This is a genomic window from Pseudomonas fakonensis, from assembly GCF_019139895.1.
GTDB classification, from domain to species: Bacteria; Pseudomonadota; Gammaproteobacteria; order Pseudomonadales; family Pseudomonadaceae; genus Aquipseudomonas; species Aquipseudomonas fakonensis.
Window position 1 is genome coordinate 3,574,704 of sequence record NZ_CP077076.1, and the last position, 20,336, is coordinate 3,595,039.

16 protein-coding genes are annotated in these 20,336 nt (G+C 63.9%); 6 read left to right on the forward strand and 10 right to left on the reverse strand.

Annotation, left to right across the window (positions count from 1 at the left end; all coding sequences use genetic code 11):
- Nucleotides 1-310: 310 nt before the first annotated feature.
- Nucleotides 311-535, forward strand: coding sequence for a hypothetical protein (locus KSS94_RS15755; protein WP_217839025.1), 225 nt, complete (start codon nt 311-313; stop codon nt 533-535).
- Nucleotides 536-881: 346 nt separating this feature from the next.
- Here the strand turns inward: KSS94_RS15755 and KSS94_RS15760 are convergent, their stop codons facing one another.
- On the reverse strand, nt 882-1,670 hold the full coding sequence (locus KSS94_RS15760) for an EAL domain-containing protein (protein ID WP_217839026.1): 789 nt from the start codon (nt 1,668-1,670) through the stop codon (nt 882-884).
- A gap of 210 nt (nt 1,671-1,880) precedes the next feature.
- On the opposite strand from KSS94_RS15760, the gene KSS94_RS15765 reads away from it, so the two are divergent.
- On the forward strand, nt 1,881-2,861 hold the full coding sequence (locus KSS94_RS15765) for an AraC family transcriptional regulator (protein WP_217839027.1): 981 nt from the start codon (nt 1,881-1,883) through the stop codon (nt 2,859-2,861).
- 163 nt (nt 2,862-3,024) lie between these two features.
- On the opposite strand, the gene KSS94_RS15770 is transcribed toward KSS94_RS15765, so the two are convergent.
- From KSS94_RS15770 to KSS94_RS15790, 5 genes are all read right to left on the reverse strand, one after another.
- Entirely contained in the window at nt 3,025-3,498 is a 474-nt protein-coding gene (locus tag KSS94_RS15770) for a copper chaperone PCu(A)C (protein WP_217839028.1), read from the reverse strand.
- Nucleotides 3,499-4,107: an SCO family protein gene (locus KSS94_RS15775; RefSeq protein WP_217839029.1), complete on the reverse strand. Its 609-nt coding sequence runs from the start codon at nt 4,105-4,107 to the stop codon at nt 3,499-3,501.
- Nucleotides 4,108-4,386: 279 nt separating this feature from the next.
- Complete coding sequence (gene nfuA, locus KSS94_RS15780; protein WP_110996563.1) at nt 4,387-4,971, reverse strand: Fe-S biogenesis protein NfuA; 585 nt, start codon at nt 4,969-4,971, stop codon at nt 4,387-4,389.
- 57 nt (nt 4,972-5,028) lie between these two features.
- Nucleotides 5,029-6,063, reverse strand: a complete 1,035-nt coding sequence (locus KSS94_RS15785; protein WP_217839030.1) for an acyltransferase family protein — start codon at nt 6,061-6,063, stop codon at nt 5,029-5,031.
- 190 nt (nt 6,064-6,253) lie between these two features.
- Nucleotides 6,254-8,554: a fatty acid cis/trans isomerase gene (locus KSS94_RS15790; RefSeq protein WP_217839031.1), complete on the reverse strand. Its 2,301-nt coding sequence runs from the start codon at nt 8,552-8,554 to the stop codon at nt 6,254-6,256.
- A 176-nt stretch (nt 8,555-8,730) separates the two neighbouring features.
- Between KSS94_RS15790 and metH the strand changes: the two genes are divergently transcribed.
- Entirely contained in the window at nt 8,731-12,438 is a 3,708-nt protein-coding gene (gene metH / locus KSS94_RS15795; protein WP_217839032.1) for a methionine synthase, read from the forward strand.
- Nucleotides 12,439-13,212: 774 nt separating this feature from the next.
- On the opposite strand, the gene KSS94_RS15800 is transcribed toward metH, so the two are convergent.
- The gene (locus KSS94_RS15800) at nt 13,213-14,391 is read right to left on the reverse strand and encodes an integrase core domain-containing protein (protein WP_217838874.1); all 1,179 of its coding nucleotides are present in this window, start codon (nt 14,389-14,391) and stop codon (nt 13,213-13,215) included.
- Nucleotides 14,392-14,952: 561 nt separating this feature from the next.
- On the opposite strand from KSS94_RS15800, the gene KSS94_RS15805 reads away from it, so the two are divergent.
- Nucleotides 14,953-15,810, forward strand: coding sequence for a CAP domain-containing protein (locus KSS94_RS15805; protein WP_217839033.1), 858 nt, complete (start codon nt 14,953-14,955; stop codon nt 15,808-15,810).
- On the opposite strand, the gene KSS94_RS15810 is transcribed toward KSS94_RS15805, so the two are convergent.
- Nucleotides 15,777-16,784, reverse strand: a complete 1,008-nt coding sequence (locus KSS94_RS15810) for a GlxA family transcriptional regulator (RefSeq protein ID WP_217839034.1) — start codon at nt 16,782-16,784, stop codon at nt 15,777-15,779. The two genes, KSS94_RS15805 and KSS94_RS15810, sit on opposite strands and share 34 nt — an antisense overlap.
- Before the next feature lie 99 nt (nt 16,785-16,883).
- Between KSS94_RS15810 and KSS94_RS15815 the strand changes: the two genes are divergently transcribed.
- Complete coding sequence (locus tag KSS94_RS15815; protein WP_217839035.1) at nt 16,884-17,495, forward strand: LysE family translocator; 612 nt, start codon at nt 16,884-16,886, stop codon at nt 17,493-17,495.
- A gap of 121 nt (nt 17,496-17,616) precedes the next feature.
- Here KSS94_RS15815 and KSS94_RS15820 read toward each other — a convergent pair whose 3' ends face one another.
- Complete coding sequence (locus KSS94_RS15820; protein WP_217839036.1) at nt 17,617-18,816, reverse strand: MFS transporter; 1,200 nt, start codon at nt 18,814-18,816, stop codon at nt 17,617-17,619.
- A gap of 105 nt (nt 18,817-18,921) precedes the next feature.
- Nucleotides 18,922-19,821 (reverse strand): LysR family transcriptional regulator, encoded by a 900-nt coding sequence (locus tag KSS94_RS15825; RefSeq protein WP_217839037.1) that lies wholly within the window; start codon nt 19,819-19,821, stop codon nt 18,922-18,924.
- 73 nt (nt 19,822-19,894) lie between these two features.
- Here KSS94_RS15825 and KSS94_RS15830 point away from each other — a divergent pair, with 73 nt between their 5' ends.
- On the forward strand, nt 19,895-20,224 hold the full coding sequence (locus KSS94_RS15830) for a cupin domain-containing protein (protein WP_217839038.1): 330 nt from the start codon (nt 19,895-19,897) through the stop codon (nt 20,222-20,224).
- The last annotated feature ends 112 nt before the right edge of the window (nt 20,225-20,336 follow it).

A 20,336-nucleotide genomic window follows, 5' to 3' on the forward strand; every position in this document is an offset into this window, starting at 1 on the left:
GCTTGTTTCAGCCACTACCTTTCAAGAGCGAACGAACCTTAGTCAACTTACAGCCATGTACCAACGCACGAACTGTAAAGACGTATTTCCCCTTACAAGTACAAAATCAGAAACACTTACAAGAGCGCCGAAACTCAAGGACTTCCGCCAGCTCAGAAAAATCTTGAGCGCATTTAAAACATTCGGTTATTTACAAATAAAGCCTGCACCCAAATGAATGGATTGGCTGTTTTCTAAAAAGCGCGCAACCGTGGCCAATGGCCCTTGCCAGGCACTGCTACACTGATGTGGTCGAACGGAGGAGCCCATCATGTCCGAACGAGAAATCACCACCCTCCTGTCGCTGATGAACCAGCGCCAAGCCTGCCTGGGCAGCGCCTGCAAGGAGATCGCCGACTGGATCGACCGTCAGGGCGACCTACCCGCCGCCGGCAAGATTCGCGAAAGCCTCAGGGCGTTGGAAGCGGATGAAGCCAAGGTGCGCAGGACCCTCACCTCGCTGACCATCGACCGGCCACTGCCGCGGTTTCGCTGAATCAGGCATCTGTCCGCAGAGTGCCTTGCAGCGCATCAAGATTGAACGCAGCACGCGTGGCCAGCGCTCTTATGGAACAAATCACAGATCGTTGATTTAACGAAGACTCTGTGGGAACAACTGTCTTGTGCTGCCTGAACCGGCCTCATCGCCGGCAAGCCGGCTCCTACAGGTACTGCACCGGCCTGAAGCTTGTGCAATCCCTGTGGGAGCCGGTTGCCGGCGAACACCTGGCCGCCCTGCCACGTTTACCGTGCATTGCCCTCGGCACCGTTACAGCCATTGTTACAAAACCCAATTCACCCGATAATGGCATTGCGCCATCACCTTGCCTCCCGCCCGCCTTTCAGCCCTCAAGCAACACGCGGCAGCCTGCAACAGGTGATTGCAACGACGGGCGGGCAAAGTAGAAACCCTGCATCCACACAGCACCGGTCGCCAGGGCGCGCTCGTGGTCCTGCTCGTCCTCGACCCCCTCGACCACCACCTGCGGAGCCAACCCCTGACACAGCCTGACCAGATGATGGAACACCTGGCCCTCGGAGCGCGATTCACGCGCCCTGTGCAGGTAGCCACGATCCACCTTGAGAATGTCCGGGCGCGCCTGGCGCACGAACGCCAGGCTGGCAAAGCCTGCACCAAAGTCATCGATCGCCAGCCGGCAACCGAGTGCCTGGGCCTGGGCGATGAAAGCCAAGGTACGCGCCGGGTCCGCCGGTGCTGCGCTCTCGGTGATTTCCAGCACCAGCCGCGCAGCCAGCTCCGGGCGCTGGCGCAAGCGTGCCCACAGCGGCTGCCAGGCGGGGCCGTCGCTGGCACTTTGTGCCGACAGGTTGCACCCCAGGTGCAGATGCGGGTGTTGCTCGAGGGTGGTGATGACACTCGTCAGCACGCTGCGGTCGAGCAGGCCCATGGCATTGCGCCGCTCCAGCGCGGCGATGGGGTTGAACCCCAGGTCCGGCCCGTCGTGGCGCAGCAGGCTTTCGTGGTACAGCACGCGGCTTGGTTCATGCCCGTCGATGACAGGCTGGAAGGCCAGCAGGAAGTGGCGCTGGGCAAGTTGTCGGTATACCAGGCGGGCATTGCGCAGGTCTTCCCGGTCTTGTGCGGGGCCTGCCTCCAGGGGGTCGTTCATCAATCGGTTCGCTCCAACGATCAGCCAGCGTCCTGCCGGCGAACACGCCCTCCATGGTGGCGCGCATGGTCCCACCCGTGCAGGGCTGCGAACAGTGTTCCCAGGCCCCCTTCGGTTGTCCCCTCGCCCAGGCGCCTGACCCTCTGCGCCAGGCCGGCGTCTGAACCGGCACTCACCTTCCATCGCCCTCCCGCGTTTCAGGACAGCGTCATGCATACCGTTTCCCGCAGCTATTTCACCGCTCTCGCCCAGGCCCTGATTCGGGCTGGCGCGCAGGTCGACCCGCACGACCCGATCCTGGCCGAGAGCGGCCGGCATATACGCCTGGTGCGGGTGTACGACTGGCTGGAGGGCGTGGTCGAACGCACGGGCGATGTGGACATCGGTGTACGTGTGCATGCCCATGCGCACCCGGCAATGCTCGGGCAACTGGGCTACGCGGTCATGTCCTGCGCCACCCTGGGTGACGCCTTGCAACGCCTGGCAGCCTACCACCCGCTCACCACCAACGGCTCGATCCTGCGCCTGGAGCAGCACCAGGGTGACATGCGCCTGATCGGCTTCGAAGTGGGGCCACCTGCGCCACGCTCGTTCATCGATGCCGGCGCCGCCATGACCCTGGGGTTGCTGCGCTGGCTGACCCCGGCCTGCCAGTTCATGCCGCTGGAGGTCGAGCTGGCCTACCCGCAGCCGCAGGACACCACGGCACTGCGCGGCCTGTTCGGTGAGCGGTTGATGTTTGGCAGGCCTTACAACAGCGTGCGCTTGTCTGCAGAGGTGTGCAGCCTGCCGCTGCCAACGGCCTCCCCCACCCTCGACCGCCTGCACGGCGAGTATGCCGCTGCCCGGCTGGAAGAACGGATTGAAGGCTCGGCGGCTGCACGGGTACGGCGCGCCCTTACCGAATTGCTGACCATGGGGCAGCCCATTGCCCTGGAAGACCTGGCCGGGCATCTGCGCCTGAGCCGGCGCAGCCTGCAGAACGCGCTGGAGCGTGAGGGGGTGAGTTTCAGTGCGCTGCTGGATGAAGCCCGGCTGACCCAGGCCCACAGCTTGCTGTGCGATTCGGTGCGCAGCATCAAGTACATCGGCGCCACGCTGGGCTTTCGCGACCCCAGCAGCTTTCACAAGGCGTGCCTGCGCTGGTTCGGCATGCCGCCGGGGGAGTACCGTAGGTTGCCGCGGTTGTAGGGGCCGCTGTGCGGCCCTTCGCGGGCAAGCCCGCGCCTACAGGGCCGTGCAAAGCCTCAAGCTGGCGCTGTACCTGTGGGAGCGGGCTTGCCCGCGAAGGGCTGCAAAGCAGACCCACTGGAAACGGCCCTATTGCCGGCAAGCCGGCGCCTGCAGAGGTGTATCAGTGCATGTGGGCGTGGTCGTGGCCGGCTGCTTCGGTCAGCGGGCGCACCTGAGCCTGCACTTCGAGGGTTTCTTTGGCGCCCTTGGCGTCTTCGATGGTCAGGGTCAGCGGCACCTGCTCGCCTTCCTTCACCTGCTGGTTCAGGCCCATCAGCATCACGTGGTAGCCATTGGGGTCGAGCTTGACCGGCTTGCCTGCCGGCAGTTCGACGGCCTTCACTTCACGCATGCCCATCACGTCACCGTTCATGGTCATCTCGTGCACCTGCACGGTCTTGGCCACCGGCGAAGCCACACCCACCAGCTTGCTGTCGCTGCTGGAAGTAATGGTCATGAAGGCGCCAGTGGACTGCTGGTGCGGCACGCTGGCACGCACCCAGGCATCACTCACGACGGTCTGGGCGAAGGCCGGCAGGGCCATGCCCAGCAAGGCCATGGCGGCCAGGGTGCGTTTGATCGGTTGCATCGACATTCAGCAGATCTCCATCAGGGTGAGCAGGTCCTCGGTGCATTCCTTGGCGTTCAGGGAATGGCCCAGGCTCAGGCGCAGGGTGCCACGGGTATCGTAGACGTAGCTGGTGGACGAGTGCGAGATGGTGTAGGTGTCGCCGGCCGGGACCTTTTCGTAGAACACCTTGAACTCGCGGGCCACCTCGGCGATTTCTTCCGGGGTGCCGGTCAGCGCGACGAAACTCGGGTCGAAGGCCTTGACGTAGGCATCCAGCACTTCAGGGGTGTCGCGCTCCGGGTCCAGAGTGATGAACACCACCTGGAACAGGTCACGGTCACGGCCCCTGAGCATGCCGCGGATCTGCGCCGCACGCGCCAGGGTGGTCGGGCACACCGCCGGGCATTGGGTGAAGCCGAAGAAAATCATCGGCATGCTGCCGTAGAAGCTCGACAGGCTACGTTCGTTGCCCTGGGTGTCCTTGAGCTTGAACTTGCGCCCGAGGATCTCGTTGCTCATGTTCTTGCCGTACTTGAAGTCCAGGCCACGCGCCGGGTTGCAACCGGCCAGCAGGCCCAGCCCCAGAACGCCCATCCCGGCGACTACCGCGCGCCGGGTCAACAGATCAGTCATGGAACCATCCTTTACAGGGAAGGTGCCGGCCCTTGGGGTGGGCCGGCCAGAAAACGCGCGCATTCTGGCATGACACCCCGGTACCAGCTACCCGACTGAGGTTGGATCGGGCTGCAGCCCTTTGAATACGGGGCGCGACCGGTTGTCGCAGGGGTTGAATCCGTAACAGTTTGTTGCTAGGGATCAATGCAAGCATCGTTCAAAGCACCGCGGGGCAAGCACGCTCCCACATCACGGCGTGGGAGATTGCTTGCCCCGCGATTGGAGAAAACACCCTACTTAGTAGTAGGCGTTCTCTTTCTGGCTGTGGTCAGTCACGTCACGCACGCCCTTGAGCTCGGGAATGCGCTCGAGCAGGGTGCGCTCAATGCCTTCCTTCAGCGTTACGTCGGCCTGGCCGCAGCCCTGGCAGCCGCCACCGAACTGCAGCACGGCGATGCCGTCGTCGACCACGTCCACCAGGCTCACAGCGCCGCCGTGGCTGGCAAGGCCGGGGTTGATCTCGGTCTGCAGGTAGTAGTTGATCCGCTCGTTGATCGGGCTGTCTTCGTTGACCATCGGCACCTTCGCGTTGGGTGCCTTGATGGTCAGCTGGCCGCCCATGCGGTCGGTGGCGTAGTCAACCAGTGCGTCCTCGAGGAACGGCACGCTGACCGCGTCCAGGTAGGCGGTGAAGCTCTTCAGGCCCACCGGCTCGTCGTCGGGTTTTTCTTCGCCGGGCTTGCAGTAGGCGATGCAGGTCTCGGCGTACTGGGTACCCGGCTGGGTGATGAAAATACGGATGCCGATGCCAGGCGTGTTCTGCTTGGAGAGCAGATCGGCCAGGTAATCATGGGCGGCGTCGGTAATGGTTATAGCGCTCATGGAAGTTCCTCACAGACTTGCCGGCAGTGTACGCCAACCCGTGCCACGAACAAAGTCCTAGTATTTGACTCGGGATAGCGCCAGCGCGGGCTCGCCGGGCGCGCGGGCCGCGAAAACCGCCTTGAGCCGCCAGTACAGGCCACGCTCCAGCCAGTGGTAGCTGAGCCACGACATTAGTCCGATTGACGGCACGCACAGGGCGAACACCAGGTAGGGGTTCAGGCGCAGGCGCTCGCTGACGAACAGCCCGCCGTACAGCACCAGCACGTGTACCAGGTACACCGAGTACGAGCAATCGCCCAGCGCCTTGAGCACGCGGTTGCCCTTGAAGTACGGCTCCAGGGCAACGAACGCCAGCACCACCAGCGCGCTGGGCAAGCCCCAGTGCAGCAAGCGCAGCGAGGCGTCCAGGTGGTACAGCGCAAAGCCCGCCAGCCCCAGCAGGCCCAGCGGCAACCACAGCCCCTCGCGGATCAACCCGCGGCGGTACAGCACGCCAAGGCCGATACCCAGCAAAAACTCATAGACAATGTCGTTGTTGTAGAAGCGGCTGAGCACGCCCAGGCGCCCCAGCACTTCGCTCACCAGCAGCAGCGCCGCCGTCACCAGCAGCAGGTGGTGGCGCTGGCGCACCAGGAAGGCCAGGCCGAACAATAAGTAGAAGAACATCTCGAAGTTCAGCGTCCAGCCGACGTTCAGGGTCGGGTATAGCCCGTAGCCACCAGGGTTTTCCGCCGGAATGAACAACAGCGACAACAACAGGTGCTGCCATTCGAACACCTGGTGCGGCATCCAGCGGCTGGCGATCAGCATCAACACCGCCATCAGCAAGGTGTAGAACCAATAGGCAGGAACGATGCGCAGGGCGCGGTTGAGCAGAAAGGCGCCGGGGGCAATGGCCTTGTCGCGGGTGGACAGGTAAATCACCATCCCGCTGATCACGAAGAAGATGTCCACCCCTACCGCGCCGCGGTCAGCGAGCAGTTGGCCGATGGGGCCGCTGGCTTTGAAGTCGAAGAAGATCTGCATGAAGTGGTGGCAGACCACCACCCAGGCGGCGAATGCCCGAAGAGCCTGGAGCGAATACAGCATGAAATACCCTGCGATTGCCGGTGCATTGAGGCCCAGGCGAGCGCTTCGCACTCGTTCGCGGGCAAACCCGCTCCCACAGGTACCGAGATCCCTGTAGGAGCGGGCTTGCCCGCGATGGGCTGCAAAGCAGCCCCAAAGGCCCATTCACCGATTCCGACCGCAGCTCACTGGCAAAGATCAGTCCAACCGATCAGAGGTTCTCGTAGCGGTTCATGTCCAGCACCCCCGCCTCCACCGGATCGGTCTCCTGGATGTAGCGGTTCAGGTCATGGAAATAGCGCCAGAACTCGGGGTGGCTGCGGCGCACGCCCCAGCGCATGACAATGCGCTCGAACTTGCCGGCATCGTCCCGGGCCGCCTCCATGTCCTCGACGAACTCCGGCACATCGGCCGCCGGGATGTTGAAGATGAAGTTGGGGTAGCTGCTGAGCACACCCGGGTACAGGGTCAGGGTGTCCAGCCCCGGCTGGTAGCGGTAGGCCTCACCCAGCAAAAACGCCACGTTGCTGTGGGCGCGGTTGCGCAGCAGGCTGTACACCTGGCGCTGGCCACCCTTGCCCTCGATGCGCAGCATGGTCGCCTCGGGCAACTGGCCGATCACCTTCAGCCCCGCGGCCGGGCGCGATACCAGGCGGCTGAGGGACTGCTCGACATCGCGGAACTCCTCGCTCATTTGCGGGCGTGAGCAGTAAGCGCCCTGGCAGCGGTTGATCGGGTCGGGCGCGGCGTTCAGGCTGCCGGTGCGCTGTATCAGCTTCAGGCCAAAGTCACGCTTGGGGTCGCGCGTGTCCAGCTTCAGCGCGCTGGGGGTGTCGGTGTCGATGTCCTCGTAGTCCATCCACATCTTCACCTTGCCGCTGTTCTGGTACCAGTCGCTGAGAATGTGCCCGCGCTGCCCGGCCGGCATCAGACGCAGGAAGTTGACCTCGGCGCCGTTGCGGATCAGGTCGAAGTACAAGCGCGTCTGCAACTGGTGCGACACGTTGCCGAACACGTCGAAGTTCACCGCCAGTTGGTAGTAGGTGCGCTCGAACAGCGGGTAGTCGAACAGCCACATAGTCAGCGGCACATCACCGATCAGGCCCTTGGTCACCGAGGCGCTGTCGAAGTGGCGGAAGATGCTCAGCAGTGCATTGTCGTTGCCCGCCCACAGGGTCGACCAACTGGGCGCAGGCTGCTCGGCGTAGGCGTCGCGGCGCAGCTTCTCGTAATCGTTGCGCTTGTCGCGGTAGGCGTGCCACAGGCTCAACACGCTGCCCACATCGTCGATCTGCCCGGGCATGGCCAGCAGCGGCGTGGCTTCGCCGCGGTACTGGGCATTGGTGATGTAGAGGTCGTGGGCCGGCTCCTGGAACAGCGCCCAGAAGTTGTCGCGGATCACGTCGGTGGCGATCTGCCCACGGCACACCGGACCGCGGATGAAGGTGCGCACGAAGTACTCGGCGTTATCCAGCATGAACTGGTAGCGGGCCACCGCCGGGATCGCCTCGAAGGTTTCGAAGGGGTTGGCGCGGTGCCGCGGGCCGTAGCCGGGCAAGGCGCTGGCGTGCCAGTCGCCGCTGTAGAACAGCTGCTTGACCCGTTTGAGCTTCTGCGGGCCCATCGGGTAGGTGATGTGGGTCTTGTGCACGATCACGCCCTGCACCGGGATCAACCGGTAGTAGAAATCGGTACCGGGCGGGTCGTTGGGGCGACGGGTGGCGATCAGGTCGGCCGGCTGGCCGCTGGGCGTGCGTGAACGCACCCACTGGAAGAAGTGGCCCTGCTCGCCGCCGACAAAATGGATGTGCGCCAGGAACAGGTGCTCGTACAGCCAACGGGCTACCAAGGCTTCGGTGGAGCCTGGGCGGTTGAGCAGCTCTTCCCATTCGGCGATCTGCTGCGCCTCGCTGGCGCTGGGCTTGATCGGGCTCTTCTCCACCGGCGCACCAGCTGCAAGCCAGCGCTGCAGGGTCTGGTACTCCTGGTCGGTCAGGCCGGTGACCGCCAGCGGCATGCCCTCTTTCGGGTGCGCGCCGGCGTAGGCGTCGAACTCGTGGGGCAAGGGGCACATGTTGTTGCGGTTCAGGCCCAGCACGATCTGCTCAGGCAACTTGGCGTTGGGCGTCAGCGGCGCGCTGTGGCCCAGTTCGAGCATGCGCGCCATCAGCGCCGCCTGGCTGCCCTGCTTGTCGAGCACCGAATAGAAGCCCTGCTTGCGCCAGCCCGCTTCGTCGCGGGCGTCGTAGAACAGCCGCGTGGTGGACACCGCCTGGCTGCGCTCGCCCTGGTACACCGGCACTTTGGAAGCACCGCGCTCGGCGCCTTCGGCGCTGCCCAGGTTGAGCTGGCAGGCCGCGTCGTTGCAGGCGTGGCAGGCCACGCACTTCTCGGTGAAGATCGGTTGAATGTCCCGGGTATATGAAACCGCCGGGCTCGATTGGGGAGCCTGCGCGAGCGCTGCGCCACTGATCAACAGTGCGAAGGCGCTGGCAAGTATGCGAAGCAGCATGTGCCGAATGTCCTGGTTCCTGAAAGCCATCACGATGCCTGGCCGGGTAATGGGTGCTGTGCAGAACGCGCGCCGCCAACATGAAGGAAATTCATGCAAACCAGCGAAGCGTCGAAAAACCGTGCAGGTTTGTTATTATTTGGCACCTTCTGATATTCGCCCGACCAGGTAGTCCTATGTCCGACCGCAGCGCTCGTTTAAAAGCACTCCAGAAAGCACTCAAAGAGCGCATCCTGATCCTCGACGGCGGCATGGGTACTATGATCCAGAGCTACCGCCTCGAGGAACACGACTATCGTGGCACGCGCTTTGCCGATTGGCCAAGCGATGTGAAGGGCAACAACGACCTGCTGCTGCTCAGCCGCCCCGATGTGATCGCCGCCATCGAGAAGGCCTACCTCGATGCAGGCGCCGATATTCTTGAAACCAACACCTTCAACGCCACGCAGATTTCCCAGGCCGACTACGGCATGGAAGCGTTGGTGTACGAGCTCAACGTCGAGGGTGCGCGGGTTGCCCGCCAGGTGGCCGACGCCAAGACCCTCGAAACCCCGGACCGCCCGCGCTTCGTCGCCGGCGTACTCGGCCCGACCAGTCGCACCTGCTCGATTTCCCCCGACGTCAACGACCCCGGCTACCGCAACGTCACCTTCGACGAGCTGGTGGAGAACTACGTCGAGGCCACTCGCGGCCTGATCGAAGGCGGCGCCGACCTGCTGCTGATCGAAACCATCTTCGACACCCTCAACGCCAAGGCGGCGATCTTCGCCGTGCAGCAGGTGTTCGAGGAAGACGCGGTCGAGCTGCCGATCATGATCTCCGGCACCATCACCGACGCCTCCGGGCGCACCTTGTCCGGGCAAACCACCGAGGCGTTCTGGAACTCGGTGCGCCACGCCAAGCCGATCTCCATCGGCCTGAACTGCGCCCTGGGCGCCAAGGACCTGCGCCCGTACCTCGAGGAGCTGTCCGGCAAGGCCGACACCCATGTGTCCGCCCACCCCAACGCCGGCCTGCCCAACGCCTTCGGCGAGTACGACGAAACCCCGGCCGAAATGGCGGCAGTGGTCGAGGAGTTCGCCGCCAGCGGTTTTCTCAACATCATCGGCGGCTGCTGCGGTACCACCCCGGGCCACATCCAGGCCATCGCCGAGGCTGTGGCCAAGTACCCACCGCGCGCGATCCCGGACATCCCCAAGGCCTGCCGCCTGTCGGGCCTGGAGCCGTTCACCATCGATCGCCAGTCGCTGTTCGTCAACGTCGGCGAGCGCACCAACATCACAGGTTCCGCCAAGTTCGCCCGGCTGATCCGTGAAGAGAACTACACCGAGGCGCTTGAGGTCGCCCTGCAGCAGGTCGAGGCCGGCGCCCAGGTGATCGACATCAACATGGACGAAGGGATGCTCGACTCCCAGGCGGCCATGGTGCGCTTCCTCAACCTGATCGCCGGTGAGCCGGACATCTCCCGCGTGCCGATCATGATCGACTCCTCCAAGTGGGAAGTGATCGAGGCGGGCCTCAAGTGCATCCAGGGCAAGGGCATCGTCAACTCGATCTCGATGAAAGAAGGCGTCGAGCAGTTCAAGCATCACGCCCGCCTGTGCAAGCGCTACGGCGCTGCCGTGGTGGTCATGGCCTTCGACGAGGTCGGCCAGGCCGACACCGCCGCGCGTAAAAAAGAGATCTGCCAGCGCAGCTACGACATCCTGGTCAACGAAGTGGGCTTCCCGCCGGAAGACATCATCTTCGACCCGAACATCTTCGCCGTGGCCACCGGTATCGAGGAGCACAACAACTACGCCGTCGACTTCATCGAGGCCTGTGCCTTCATCCGCGACCACCTGCCCCATGCCCTGAGCTCGGGCGGTGTGTCCAACGTGTCGTTCTCGTTCCGCGGCAACAACCCGGTGCGCGAGGCGATTCACTCGGTGTTCCTCTACCACGCCATTCGCAATGGCCTGACCATGGGTATCGTCAACGCCGGCCAACTGGAGATCTACGACGAGATCCCGGCCGCGCTGCGCGAGAAGGTCGAGGACGTGGTGCTCAACCGCACCCCGCACGGCACCGACGCCCTGCTGGCCATCGCCGACGACTACAAGGGCGGCGGCGCCACCAAGGAAGTCGAGAACGAAGAGTGGCGCTCGCTGCCGGTGGAAAAACGCCTCGAGCACGCCTTGGTCAAGGGCATCACCGCGTTCATTGTCGAAGACACCGAAGAGTACCGCCAAAAGTGCGCACGCCCGATCGAGGTCATCGAAGGCCCGCTGATGAGCGGCATGAACGTGGTCGGCGACCTGTTCGGCGCCGGCAAGATGTTCCTGCCGCAAGTGGTCAAGTCGGCGCGGGTGATGAAACAGGCCGTGGCCCACTTGATCCCGTTCATCGAGCTGGAAAAAGGCGACAAGCCAGAAGCCAAGGGCAAGATCCTCATGGCCACGGTCAAGGGCGACGTGCACGACATCGGCAAGAACATCGTCGGCGTGGTGCTGGGCTGCAACGGCTACGACATCGTCGACCTGGGCGTGATGGTGCCGGCCGAAAAAATCCTGCAGACCGCGCGCGAGCAGAAGTGCGACATCATCGGCCTGTCGGGGCTGATCACCCCGTCGCTGGACGAAATGGTCCACGTGGCCCGCGAGATGCAGCGCCAGGGCTTCAACCTGCCGCTGATGATCGGTGGCGCCACCACCTCCAAGGCGCACACGGCGGTTAAGATCGAGCCCAAGTACTCCAACGATGCCGTGGTCTACGTCACCGACGCCTCGCGCGCGGTGGGTGTGGCCACGCAGTTGCTGTCCAAGGAGCTCAAAGCCGGCTTTGTCGAGCGCACCCGCAGCGAGTACGTCGAGGTGCGCGAGCGCACCGCCAACCGCAGCGCCCGTACCGAGCGCCTGAGCTACAGCCAGGCCATCGCGGCCAAGCCGCAGTACGACTGGGCCGGTTACCAGCCGGCAGTGCCCTCCTTCACCGGCGTGAAGGTGCTGGACAACATCGACCTGCGCGAACTGGCCGAGTACATCGACTGGACGCCGTTCTTCATCTCCTGGGACCTGGCCGGCAAGTTCCCGCGCATCCTCACCGACGAAGTGGTCGGCGAGGCGGCCACGGCGCTGTACAAGGACGCCCGCGAGATGCTCGACAAGCTGATCGACGAGAAGCTGATCAGCGCCCGTGCGGTGTTCGGCTTCTGGCCGGCCAACCAGGTCAAGCATGACGACATCGAGGTCTACGCCGACAACGGTGACACCCTGGCCACCCTGCACCACCTGCGCCAGCAAACCATCAAGCCGGACGGCAAGCCGAACTGGTCGCTGGCCGACTTCGTGGCGCCCAAGGACAGCGGCGTGACTGATTACGTGGGTGGTTTCATTACCACCGCCGGTATCGGCGCCGAGGAAGTGGCCAAGGCTTACCAGGACAAGGGCGACGACTACAGCTCGATCATGGTCAAGGCCCTGGCCGACCGCCTGGCCGAGGCCTGCGCCGAGTGGTTGCACGAGCGGGTGCGCAAGGAGCACTGGGGTTATGCCAAGGACGAGCACCTGGACAACGAGGCGCTGATCAAGGAGCAGTACAGCGGTATCCGCCCGGCCCCGGGCTACCCGGCCTGCCCGGACCACACCGAGAAGGAAACGCTGTTCCGCCTGCTCGATGGCAGCGCCATTGGCGAGACGGGCCCTAGCGGGGTGTTCTTGACCGAGCACTTTGCCATGTTCCCGGCGGCGGCGGTCAGTGGGTGGTACTTTGCCCACCCGCAGGCGCAGTACTTTGCGGTGGGCAAGGTGGACAAGGACCAGATCGAGCAGTACAGCTTGCGCAAGGGGCAGGAGGTTGGGGTCAGTGAGCGGTGGTTGGCGCCTAATCTTGGGTATGAGAGCTGATTGGTTTGTTTTGCGGGCTCGGGCTCGGGGCTTATGGTGATTGCTTTGGGAGATGTATGCGCATTCGTTGACGATGCGCGCTTTTCGTCACCTTTCCGCCCTTACGGCGGCTTACTTTTGTCTTGGCAAAAGTAAGCAAAACCGCCTGCTCCTATCATCCGGCCCCCTACGCTGCGCTTCGGGGGTTCCCTCGCTCCGGGCTTGCTCCGGAGGTACGCGCCGACGGGCCGTCCCTGGCCCGATCGGCGCTCGACCGGCATCCATGCCGGTCGCCACCCTACGCAATCCCTGCGTTCGGCCTCCTGAAGTCGCGAAGTTAGTGGCGGCGCCTGGGCTGGCGCAGCTAACCGCTAGTTGCCACCGTGGGAACTCAGGATTGAATCGCGGGGCAAGCCCGCTCCCACGTTAGATATTTGTACGCAGTTCCAACGTGGGAGCGGGCTTGCCCCGCGATGGCGTCAGAACAAACAACACATCAATAACAATTAAACCAACATCCCAGTTCTTGATCTGGCTCTTGATCTGGCTCTTGATCTTGCTTCTAAGCGCGCAATAGCTCAGGCAACACAAATCGCGACTTCAGGAGGCCGAGCGTAGGGATTGCGTAGGAGGGCGACCGGCATGGATGCCGGTCGAGCGCCGATCGGGCCAGGGACGGCCCGTCGGCGCGTCCCCCCGGAGCAAGCCCGGAGTGAGGGAACCCCGGAGCGAAGCGCAGGGGCCGGATGAATGGAGCGTGTACGGGCCACCCACATGGGTTACACAAAAGTTCACTCACATAGGTGACAACACCTGAAGTGTTACATAACCATCATCGGCATCTCGCTCATCGATCCTGCCGAGAATGATTGGGCCGAAAATAACATCCCACACCCCATCCCCGACCTGCTCCAGCCCAATGGTCTGATGCTTGAGCACGTAACCTACGTAGATCCTCAAACCCCGACGGTTGACGATGCCACTTCGATCAGCTGGCAGACTCTCGATATGACTGGGGTAAGTCATTTCAGGTAGTTTTTCCGGGAACGGGCGTGGCGAAGGCTGATAGCAGGACGCTGGTGTTTTCTGCTTCAGTGCTTCGTGGAGCCGCTCGTAATTGTAGTGCTGCCGGAAGCGGTCGAAGTGCCGTTGTTGAGCCTCCCAAGCCACTGCGGGAGGTGACGGAAGCGTACTTTTGAGTGTTCGGTGCATACGCTCGTGCCGACCATTTTGCTCCGGTCTGCCAGGCGCAATACGTTCAGGAATAATGCCCAGGCGCAGCCACCAAATGGACAGCTGGGAGAGCCCCGCACGCCCTTTGCTGGCAAACGGCACGCCGTTATCGGTTCGGATACGTTCAGGTAGCCCGTTCTCGCGAAAGACCTCAGTGAACACAGCCTGTGTCTCCAGGAAGTTCGTGTTGGCCATACTGTGGCACGCAAGCAAGAAACGACTGGCGTGATCCATGATCGTCAACGGATAGCACCAGACCCCAGCGCCTGTCAGAAACTGGCCTTTGTAGTCCGCACTGAATAGCTGATTGGGCGACTCCGCTTTTTCCAGCGGCTTGGGATAGACCGCCACACGCTGGCGCAGGCGTCGCGGCTTGATCAGCTCGGCCTTCTTGAGGATGTTGTAGATCGTTGTCTTGGAAGGGGGCGCCTCGTCAGGAAAACGCTCCTGTAAAGCTGCCTGGATTTTCTTGGGGCCAGGCTCCGTCTGGCCCTGACCACGCAATTCGATGATGGCCTCACGAACGGCGACGGGCACAACCCAATCTTGCGTCAGCCGACGACGGCTGCGTTCCTCCAAGCCTGGCGGACCATCGTTCTCGTAACGCTCTACCCATTTGTAACCGGTCTTTCGACTGATCTCGTAGGCCTCGCAAAGGGCGCTGAAGCTAGGCGCCCCATGGAGATAGTCCGCGATGAAAAGCAATTTCATGTCCATAGGTTTCAGCTCTCGCCAAGGCATGGTCAGACCCTCGAAAAACCGACCATGCCAGTTAAAAACTGTTACCTATGTGCGTGAACTGATTTGTCACCTATGTGGGTGAGTCATACCAGCGAGGATTTTTTGCTTACTTTTTGATCCCTCAAAAAGTGAGCCGCCGTAAGGGCGGAAAGGTGAATAAGCGTCACTACAAATAATGAATGCGCATACAACCTTCAAAACAAACCATTCCAAACAAACCAAACCAACTAAACCAGATCACCAGCGCCCACCACAAAAATATAAACCACCCGCACATGCCATCACTGAAAAGGAACCATGACCGTCATGAAAACAAGCGCAACGGAACAGCCCACCCCATCCCAGTGTCAATAACCACAACCCAACAAAAACCAGCAAACATCGAGAAACCCACCATGGCCACCGCACTTTTTCGCCCCCCCATGGTCTACTCCCGCTTCAACCGCAACGCCTTCACCCACAGGGCCTCAACGGTAACCACACAACGCCGGGCCAAACGCCTTGCGCTTGTGTAGGATGGGCAGCGCAGAACCCGACGTTGCCAGTTACAGGGAGATTCACATGCGCGTCCCATCCGTTGCCTGCCTCTTCGGCCTGTCGCTGGGCCTGTTGGCCTCTGCCAGCGCCCAGGCCTTCACCGGCGAAGAAGCGCAACTGATCGATACGATCAACAGCTACCGCAGCCAGGCCCAGCGCTGCGGGGGCGAGGCATCGCTCGAGCTGCCGCCGCTTAGCAGCGACACCCGCCTGGCCCTGTCGCCCGAAGGCACCCGCGACCTGCAGCAGGCCATGAGCCGCGCCGCCTACCCCATGGTCAATGTGCAAGCCATCAGCCTGTCCGGCCCGCGCGACGCAAAAGCCGCCATGAAGGCCATCGAGGAAAGCTTCTGCCAAGTAGTGCTCGACCCGCAGTTCGTCGATATCGGCGTCAGCCAAGAGGGCCGCGACTGGCGCATCGTCCTGGCCCGGCCACTGCTCAGCGGGCGCCTGGGCGACTGGCAGGCCGAAGGCCAGAAGCTGCTGCAGGCGGTCAACGCCGCGCGCAACGTACCACGCCAGTGCGGCGGTCAGCCCTTCCCCGCCGCCCCGGCGCTTAGCTGGAACACCACCCTGGCCGGGGTGGCCGCCAACCACACGCGCAACATGGCCAACCAGAACTTCTTCGACCACCTCGACCGCGACGGCCGCACCCCGGGCGACCGCGCGGAGCTGGCCGGCTACCTGTATCGGCAGATTGGCGAAAACATCGCTGCCGGCCGCGACAGCGCACGCAAGGTGGTGGACGGCTGGCTGGCCAGCCCCGGGCACTGCGCCACCCTGATGAACCCCGACTACCGCGAACTGGGTGCTGCCTACGCGGTAGACCCGAAAAGCGATGCGGGCATCTACTGGACCGGGTTGTTCGGTACCCCGCAGTAAGGCAAACCACCCGATTGCTGTCGCAACGCCAACGCCGTACAACCAAACCGCTTCCTGACGCACTTGCCCAGGTAACTGGCATCTCCCAACCCCACCTCATCGGCAATCTGCGCCAGGCCATGGCTTGAATTGAGCAAGCGCCAGCGCGCTTGCTGCAGGCGTATCTCCAGCCACCAGCCCTTGGCGCTCATTCCGTGACTGGCCTGGAACTGGCGATCAAGCTGGCGCCGGCTGATACCCAGCTCAGCAGCCAACTGCTCTACAGACAAGGCCGAAGCCAGGTGATGGCGCATCAACGCCATGGCGCGCTGCACCTGGCGCCCCTGCCCGGGCGCGGCGTCCAGCGAGCGCAGGGCGTGGCGGCTGTCGCGGCTCTCGTCCACCAGCATGTCAGCCAGGCCCTTGAGCGCCCGGGTGCGGCCACAGGCGCGGGCGATCAGCTCAACGGCCAGGTCGATGGCGGCGGTACCGCCCGCGCAGCTGATACGCGCACCATCGAAACAGTACAACTGCTCGGTCAGCACCTGAACCTTGGGATAGGACGCGCGAAACTCCGCCTCATGGCGCCAGTGCACGACCACCTTGTGCCCGTCCAGCAAGCCGCAGGCAGCCAGCAAGAACGCCGCGTTGTCGATGCACACCAGCTTCACACCGGCCTTCACTGCCTGTTTCAACAGCGTCTTGTAGCGTGGTGCCAGTGCCGCCGTGGCTGCAGCGCTGCGCCCACCGAAAAGCACCAGGTAGTCATGGGCACGCCAGTCTACCTGGGCCGGCGTAACGTCTACCTGCAACATCGCGCCACTGCTGGCCGCCAGCGGCGCGCTGTCCAGCCCGAGCACGGTCCAGGCGCAATAGCGCTGGCGGCTGTAGTCCTCGTCGTCCGCCGAAAACCGCAGCTTGTCGAGAAAGGCACCGAAAGGTAGCAACGCGAATTCGGGCAGCGGCAAGATCAGCAACCGCAGGTCGGGGGCCATGACGTGTCCATTTATCACCGTTAAATGACCATATCCTACCCTGATAAACCGTCAAACTGCCCCTACACTGGCGCCCAGTTCATTGTTCAAGGCATCCCCATGGCACTCGACACCTGGCTCATCTACTTGCTCGCCAGCATTGGCCTTTCGCTGACCCCGGGCCCCAACAGCCTGCTGGCCCTCACCCATGGCGCCTTGTATGGCGCGCGGCGCACCTTGTTCACCATCGTCGGCGGGGTGTTCGGTTTCAGCGCCTTGATCGCCCTGGCGATGTTCGGCCTGAGCGCCCTGCTGCAAGCCTCGGCCTCGGTGCTGACGGTGCTCAAATGGGTGGGCGGCGCTTATCTGGTATGGCTGGGCTGGCAGTTGTGGCGCAGCCCGGCGCTGCACCTGGAGCTGACTGAGGGTGCAGCGCGGCTGGGCAATGCCGGGCTGTTCCGCCAGGGCCTGCTGTCGGCGCTGGCCAACCCCAAGGTGCTGTTGTTCTATGGGGCCTTCCTGCCCCAGTTCATCGACCCGCAGCGCGGTTTGCTGGTGCAGTTCGTGGTGATGGCGGCGACCTTCGCCAGCATCGAGTTTGTGGTCGAGTACCTGCTGGCCCGCCTGGCGTTTCGGGTACGGCCGTGGCTGGCCAGGGGCGGCAAGGGTTTCAATCGCTGCTGCGGCAGCCTGTTCGCACTGATTGGCGTCGCCCTACCACTGACCCGTTGAGGCAAAACCCTGTAGGAGCCGGCTTGCCGGCGATGAGGCTACCAGCGGCGGCACGGCTGTTGGCCTTGTGTCGCCTGCTGCGGCCCTATCGCCGGCAAGCCGGCTCCTACAGGGGGCAGTTTTAGCGACGCCGCGATACCACCAGGAACACCAGCAGTGCCAACGCAGGCGCGCCCGCCCCCACGAAGGCCACGCCACTCCAGCCGTACTGGCTGTACACAAGGCTGGCCACCGCCGAGCCCACCGCGCCACCCAGGAAGATACTGGTCATGTACAGCGCATTCAGGCGCCCACGGCTGGCGGGGTCCAGGGCATACACCTCGCGCTGGCCGATCACCATGTTCATCTGCACCGCAAAGTCCAGCAGCACCCCGGTCAGGCCCAGGCCGATCACCCCAGCCCCCGGCGTGGTCAGGCCCAACAGCAGGGCCAGCGGCGCCAGCCCCATGGCCAGCAGCGACCCCCGCCGTGCATGCCCGGCATCGGCCAGGCGCCCGGCCAGCGGTGCAGCCACCGCACCCACCGCGCCCACCAGGGCAAACACGGCAATCTGGCTCTGCGACAGGCCGTGCTCACCGGCCAGGGCCAGCGGTACCGCCGTCCAGTACAAGCTGAAGGCGGCAAACATCAGCGCCTGGTACAGCGAGCGCTGGCGCAGCAGCGGGTAGCGGCGCAACAACACCACCAGCGAAGCCATCAGCTGGCTGTAGCTGGCCTTGTGCTCGGGCACCCGGCGCGGCAGGGTCAGGGCCAGCAGCACGATGATCGCCAGCATCACCAGGGCGGCGCCGATGAATACCGCACGCCAGCCGAAGTGGTCGGCCACCAGGCTCGACAGCGGCCTTGCCAGCAGGATGCCCAGCAGCAGGCCGCCCATGATGTTGCCCACCACCCGGCCCCGCTGCTGCTCCGGCGCCAGGTGCGCAGCCAGGGGGATGAGCATCTGTACCGCCACCGAACTGAAACCGATCAGTAGCGCATACCCCAGGAACAACTGGCCATGGCCATGGCCGCTGGTGCCGGCCAGCAGCAGGCTGACGGTAGCCAGCACGGCAGTGGCAATCATCAGCCGGCGGTTTTCCACCAGGTCCGCCAGCGGCACCAGCAGCAACAGACCCAGGGCGTAACCCAGCTGGGTGAGGGAGACGATCCAGCTGGCATGTTCGGCACTCAGCCCAAGGTCCGGTGCGATCAGCCCGACGATCGGTTGTGCGTAATAGATGTTGGCGACGATGGCGCCGCAGCAGAAGGCCAGCAGTGTCACCAGGGCCCGGCTCAGGCCTTGGGCTGACGGCTGGGCGACAGCGAGGGAGGGGTTCATGAAAGTTGCCTCGGCAAGGATGGGGAAGTGAGCGCATGGTGCCCTACCCCGGCGTTGCGCAGAATCCACGGCCAACGCAACATGGCGTTGCGCTGCACGCAAAACTCAAGGTGCCAGCAATGCCTCGCAGAAGGTCACGAACGCCATCACCCGGCGCGAGCCCCGGTGGTTGGGCAGGTACAGCGCATTGATGGTGTCACTGGCAGTGCCCGGGCTGGCCTGCCAATCGCCTAACAGCCGCTGCAGGCGTGCCGCCTCGACATCCTCGCGCACCAGCCAGTCAGCCAGCAGTGCCACACCGCTGCCGGCAATGGCAGCCTCGCGCAGCAGGTCGGCATTGGCGCTGCGCAGCGGGCCGGTCACATCCATCTCCAGGTCCTGGCCATCGCGCCGCAGGCGCCACGGCCTTGCCGACTGGCCGTAGCGAAAGCGCAGGCAGGCACATTCGGCCAATTGTCGCGGATGCTCCAGCACTGGCCGCAGCGCAAGGTAGCCGGGGCTTGCCACCAGCCAGCGCTCGAAACGCCCCAGCGGCCTGCACACCAGTTCGTCACTCGGGGCCGGCTCACCCAGGCGGATACTCAGGTCGTAGCGCCCGTCCAGCAGGTCGTCGAAGCGGTCGCTGAGGTCGATGTCCAGCTCCAGGCCCGGGTGGCGCGCCAGGAACGCCCCCAGGTGCGGGGCAATCACCCGCCGGCCGAACTCCACCGGCAGGCTCAGGCGCAATACGCCGACCGGCTCTTCGCCACGGTCGGCCACCCGGGCATCGGCCTCGGCCAGGGCCTCGAGAATGTCCCGCGCGCGCTGGTAATAACCGGCGCCGGCCTCGGTGAGGCTGACCTGGCGCGTGGAGCGGTTGAGCAAGGTGGCGCCAAGCTCGGCCTCCAATGCATCCACCAGGCGGGTCACCGACGAGGTGGCCACCCCCTGCCGGCGCGCCGCCGCCGAAAAACCCTGGGCCTCGACGGTGGCCATGAACGCCTTGATCGCCAGCAGCTTGTCCATGCGAATTTCCGTGGGGCAAAGCCGGGAACCTTCCTACAATCAGCCCCTGGAATCAACCACCGCCGAGACGCCCATGCCCGCCAACCTGTTCACCGCCCTGCCCGCCGCCGATTCGAACGCTGCCGAACAGTTCGACGACCTGCTCAACCGCCCGGGCCTGCGCATCGAGCGCATCGTTTCCAGCGGCCAGGCCAGCCCGCCGGGGTTCTGGTACGACCAGCCCGAGGGTGAATGGGTGGTGGTGCTTAGCGGCAGCGCCGGGCTGCGTCTAGAACATGAAAGCCAGACACGGGTACTGCGCCCCGGTGACCACCTGGACATCCCGGCGCATTGCCGGCACCGGGTGGAATGGACCGAAGCCGGGGTGACGACGGTGTGGCTGGCAGTGTTCTACCAGGCGTAACGCGCCCCTGTAGGAGCCGGCTTTACGACTTTGGTAGGAAAACGCCGACCGTCTTGCGCATGAAAGAACACCGCGTTTAGCGACAATTTCCCTGCGTGATCTAGAATTTTCT

Coding starts and splice junctions, on each gene's coding strand:
- KSS94_RS15805 (WP_217839033.1), top strand. CDS start 14,953: ATGCGCGTCCCATCCGTTGCCTGCCTCTTCGGCCTGTCGCTGGGCCTG.
- KSS94_RS15775 (WP_217839029.1), bottom strand. CDS start 4,107: ATGACTGATCTGTTGACCCGGCGCGCGGTAGTCGCCGGGATGGGCGTT.
- KSS94_RS15825 (WP_217839037.1), bottom strand. CDS start 19,821: ATGGACAAGCTGCTGGCGATCAAGGCGTTCATGGCCACCGTCGAGGCC.
- KSS94_RS15765 (WP_217839027.1), top strand. CDS start 1,881: ATGCATACCGTTTCCCGCAGCTATTTCACCGCTCTCGCCCAGGCCCTG.
- KSS94_RS15830 (WP_217839038.1), top strand. CDS start 19,895: ATGCCCGCCAACCTGTTCACCGCCCTGCCCGCCGCCGATTCGAACGCT.
- KSS94_RS15815 (WP_217839035.1), top strand. CDS start 16,884: ATGGCACTCGACACCTGGCTCATCTACTTGCTCGCCAGCATTGGCCTT.
- KSS94_RS15770 (WP_217839028.1), bottom strand. CDS start 3,498: ATGTCGATGCAACCGATCAAACGCACCCTGGCCGCCATGGCCTTGCTG.
- KSS94_RS15800 (WP_217838874.1), bottom strand. CDS start 14,391: ATGCCTTGGCGAGAGCTGAAACCTATGGACATGAAATTGCTTTTCATC.
- KSS94_RS15820 (WP_217839036.1), bottom strand. CDS start 18,816: ATGAACCCCTCCCTCGCTGTCGCCCAGCCGTCAGCCCAAGGCCTGAGC.
- metH (WP_217839032.1), top strand. CDS start 8,731: ATGTCCGACCGCAGCGCTCGTTTAAAAGCACTCCAGAAAGCACTCAAA.
- KSS94_RS15790 (WP_217839031.1), bottom strand. CDS start 8,554: ATGCTGCTTCGCATACTTGCCAGCGCCTTCGCACTGTTGATCAGTGGC.
- KSS94_RS15760 (WP_217839026.1), bottom strand. CDS start 1,670: ATGAACGACCCCCTGGAGGCAGGCCCCGCACAAGACCGGGAAGACCTG.
- nfuA (WP_110996563.1), bottom strand. CDS start 4,971: ATGAGCGCTATAACCATTACCGACGCCGCCCATGATTACCTGGCCGAT.
- KSS94_RS15810 (WP_217839034.1), bottom strand. CDS start 16,784: ATGGCCCCCGACCTGCGGTTGCTGATCTTGCCGCTGCCCGAATTCGCG.
- KSS94_RS15755 (WP_217839025.1), top strand. CDS start 311: ATGTCCGAACGAGAAATCACCACCCTCCTGTCGCTGATGAACCAGCGC.
- KSS94_RS15785 (WP_217839030.1), bottom strand. CDS start 6,063: ATGCTGTATTCGCTCCAGGCTCTTCGGGCATTCGCCGCCTGGGTGGTG.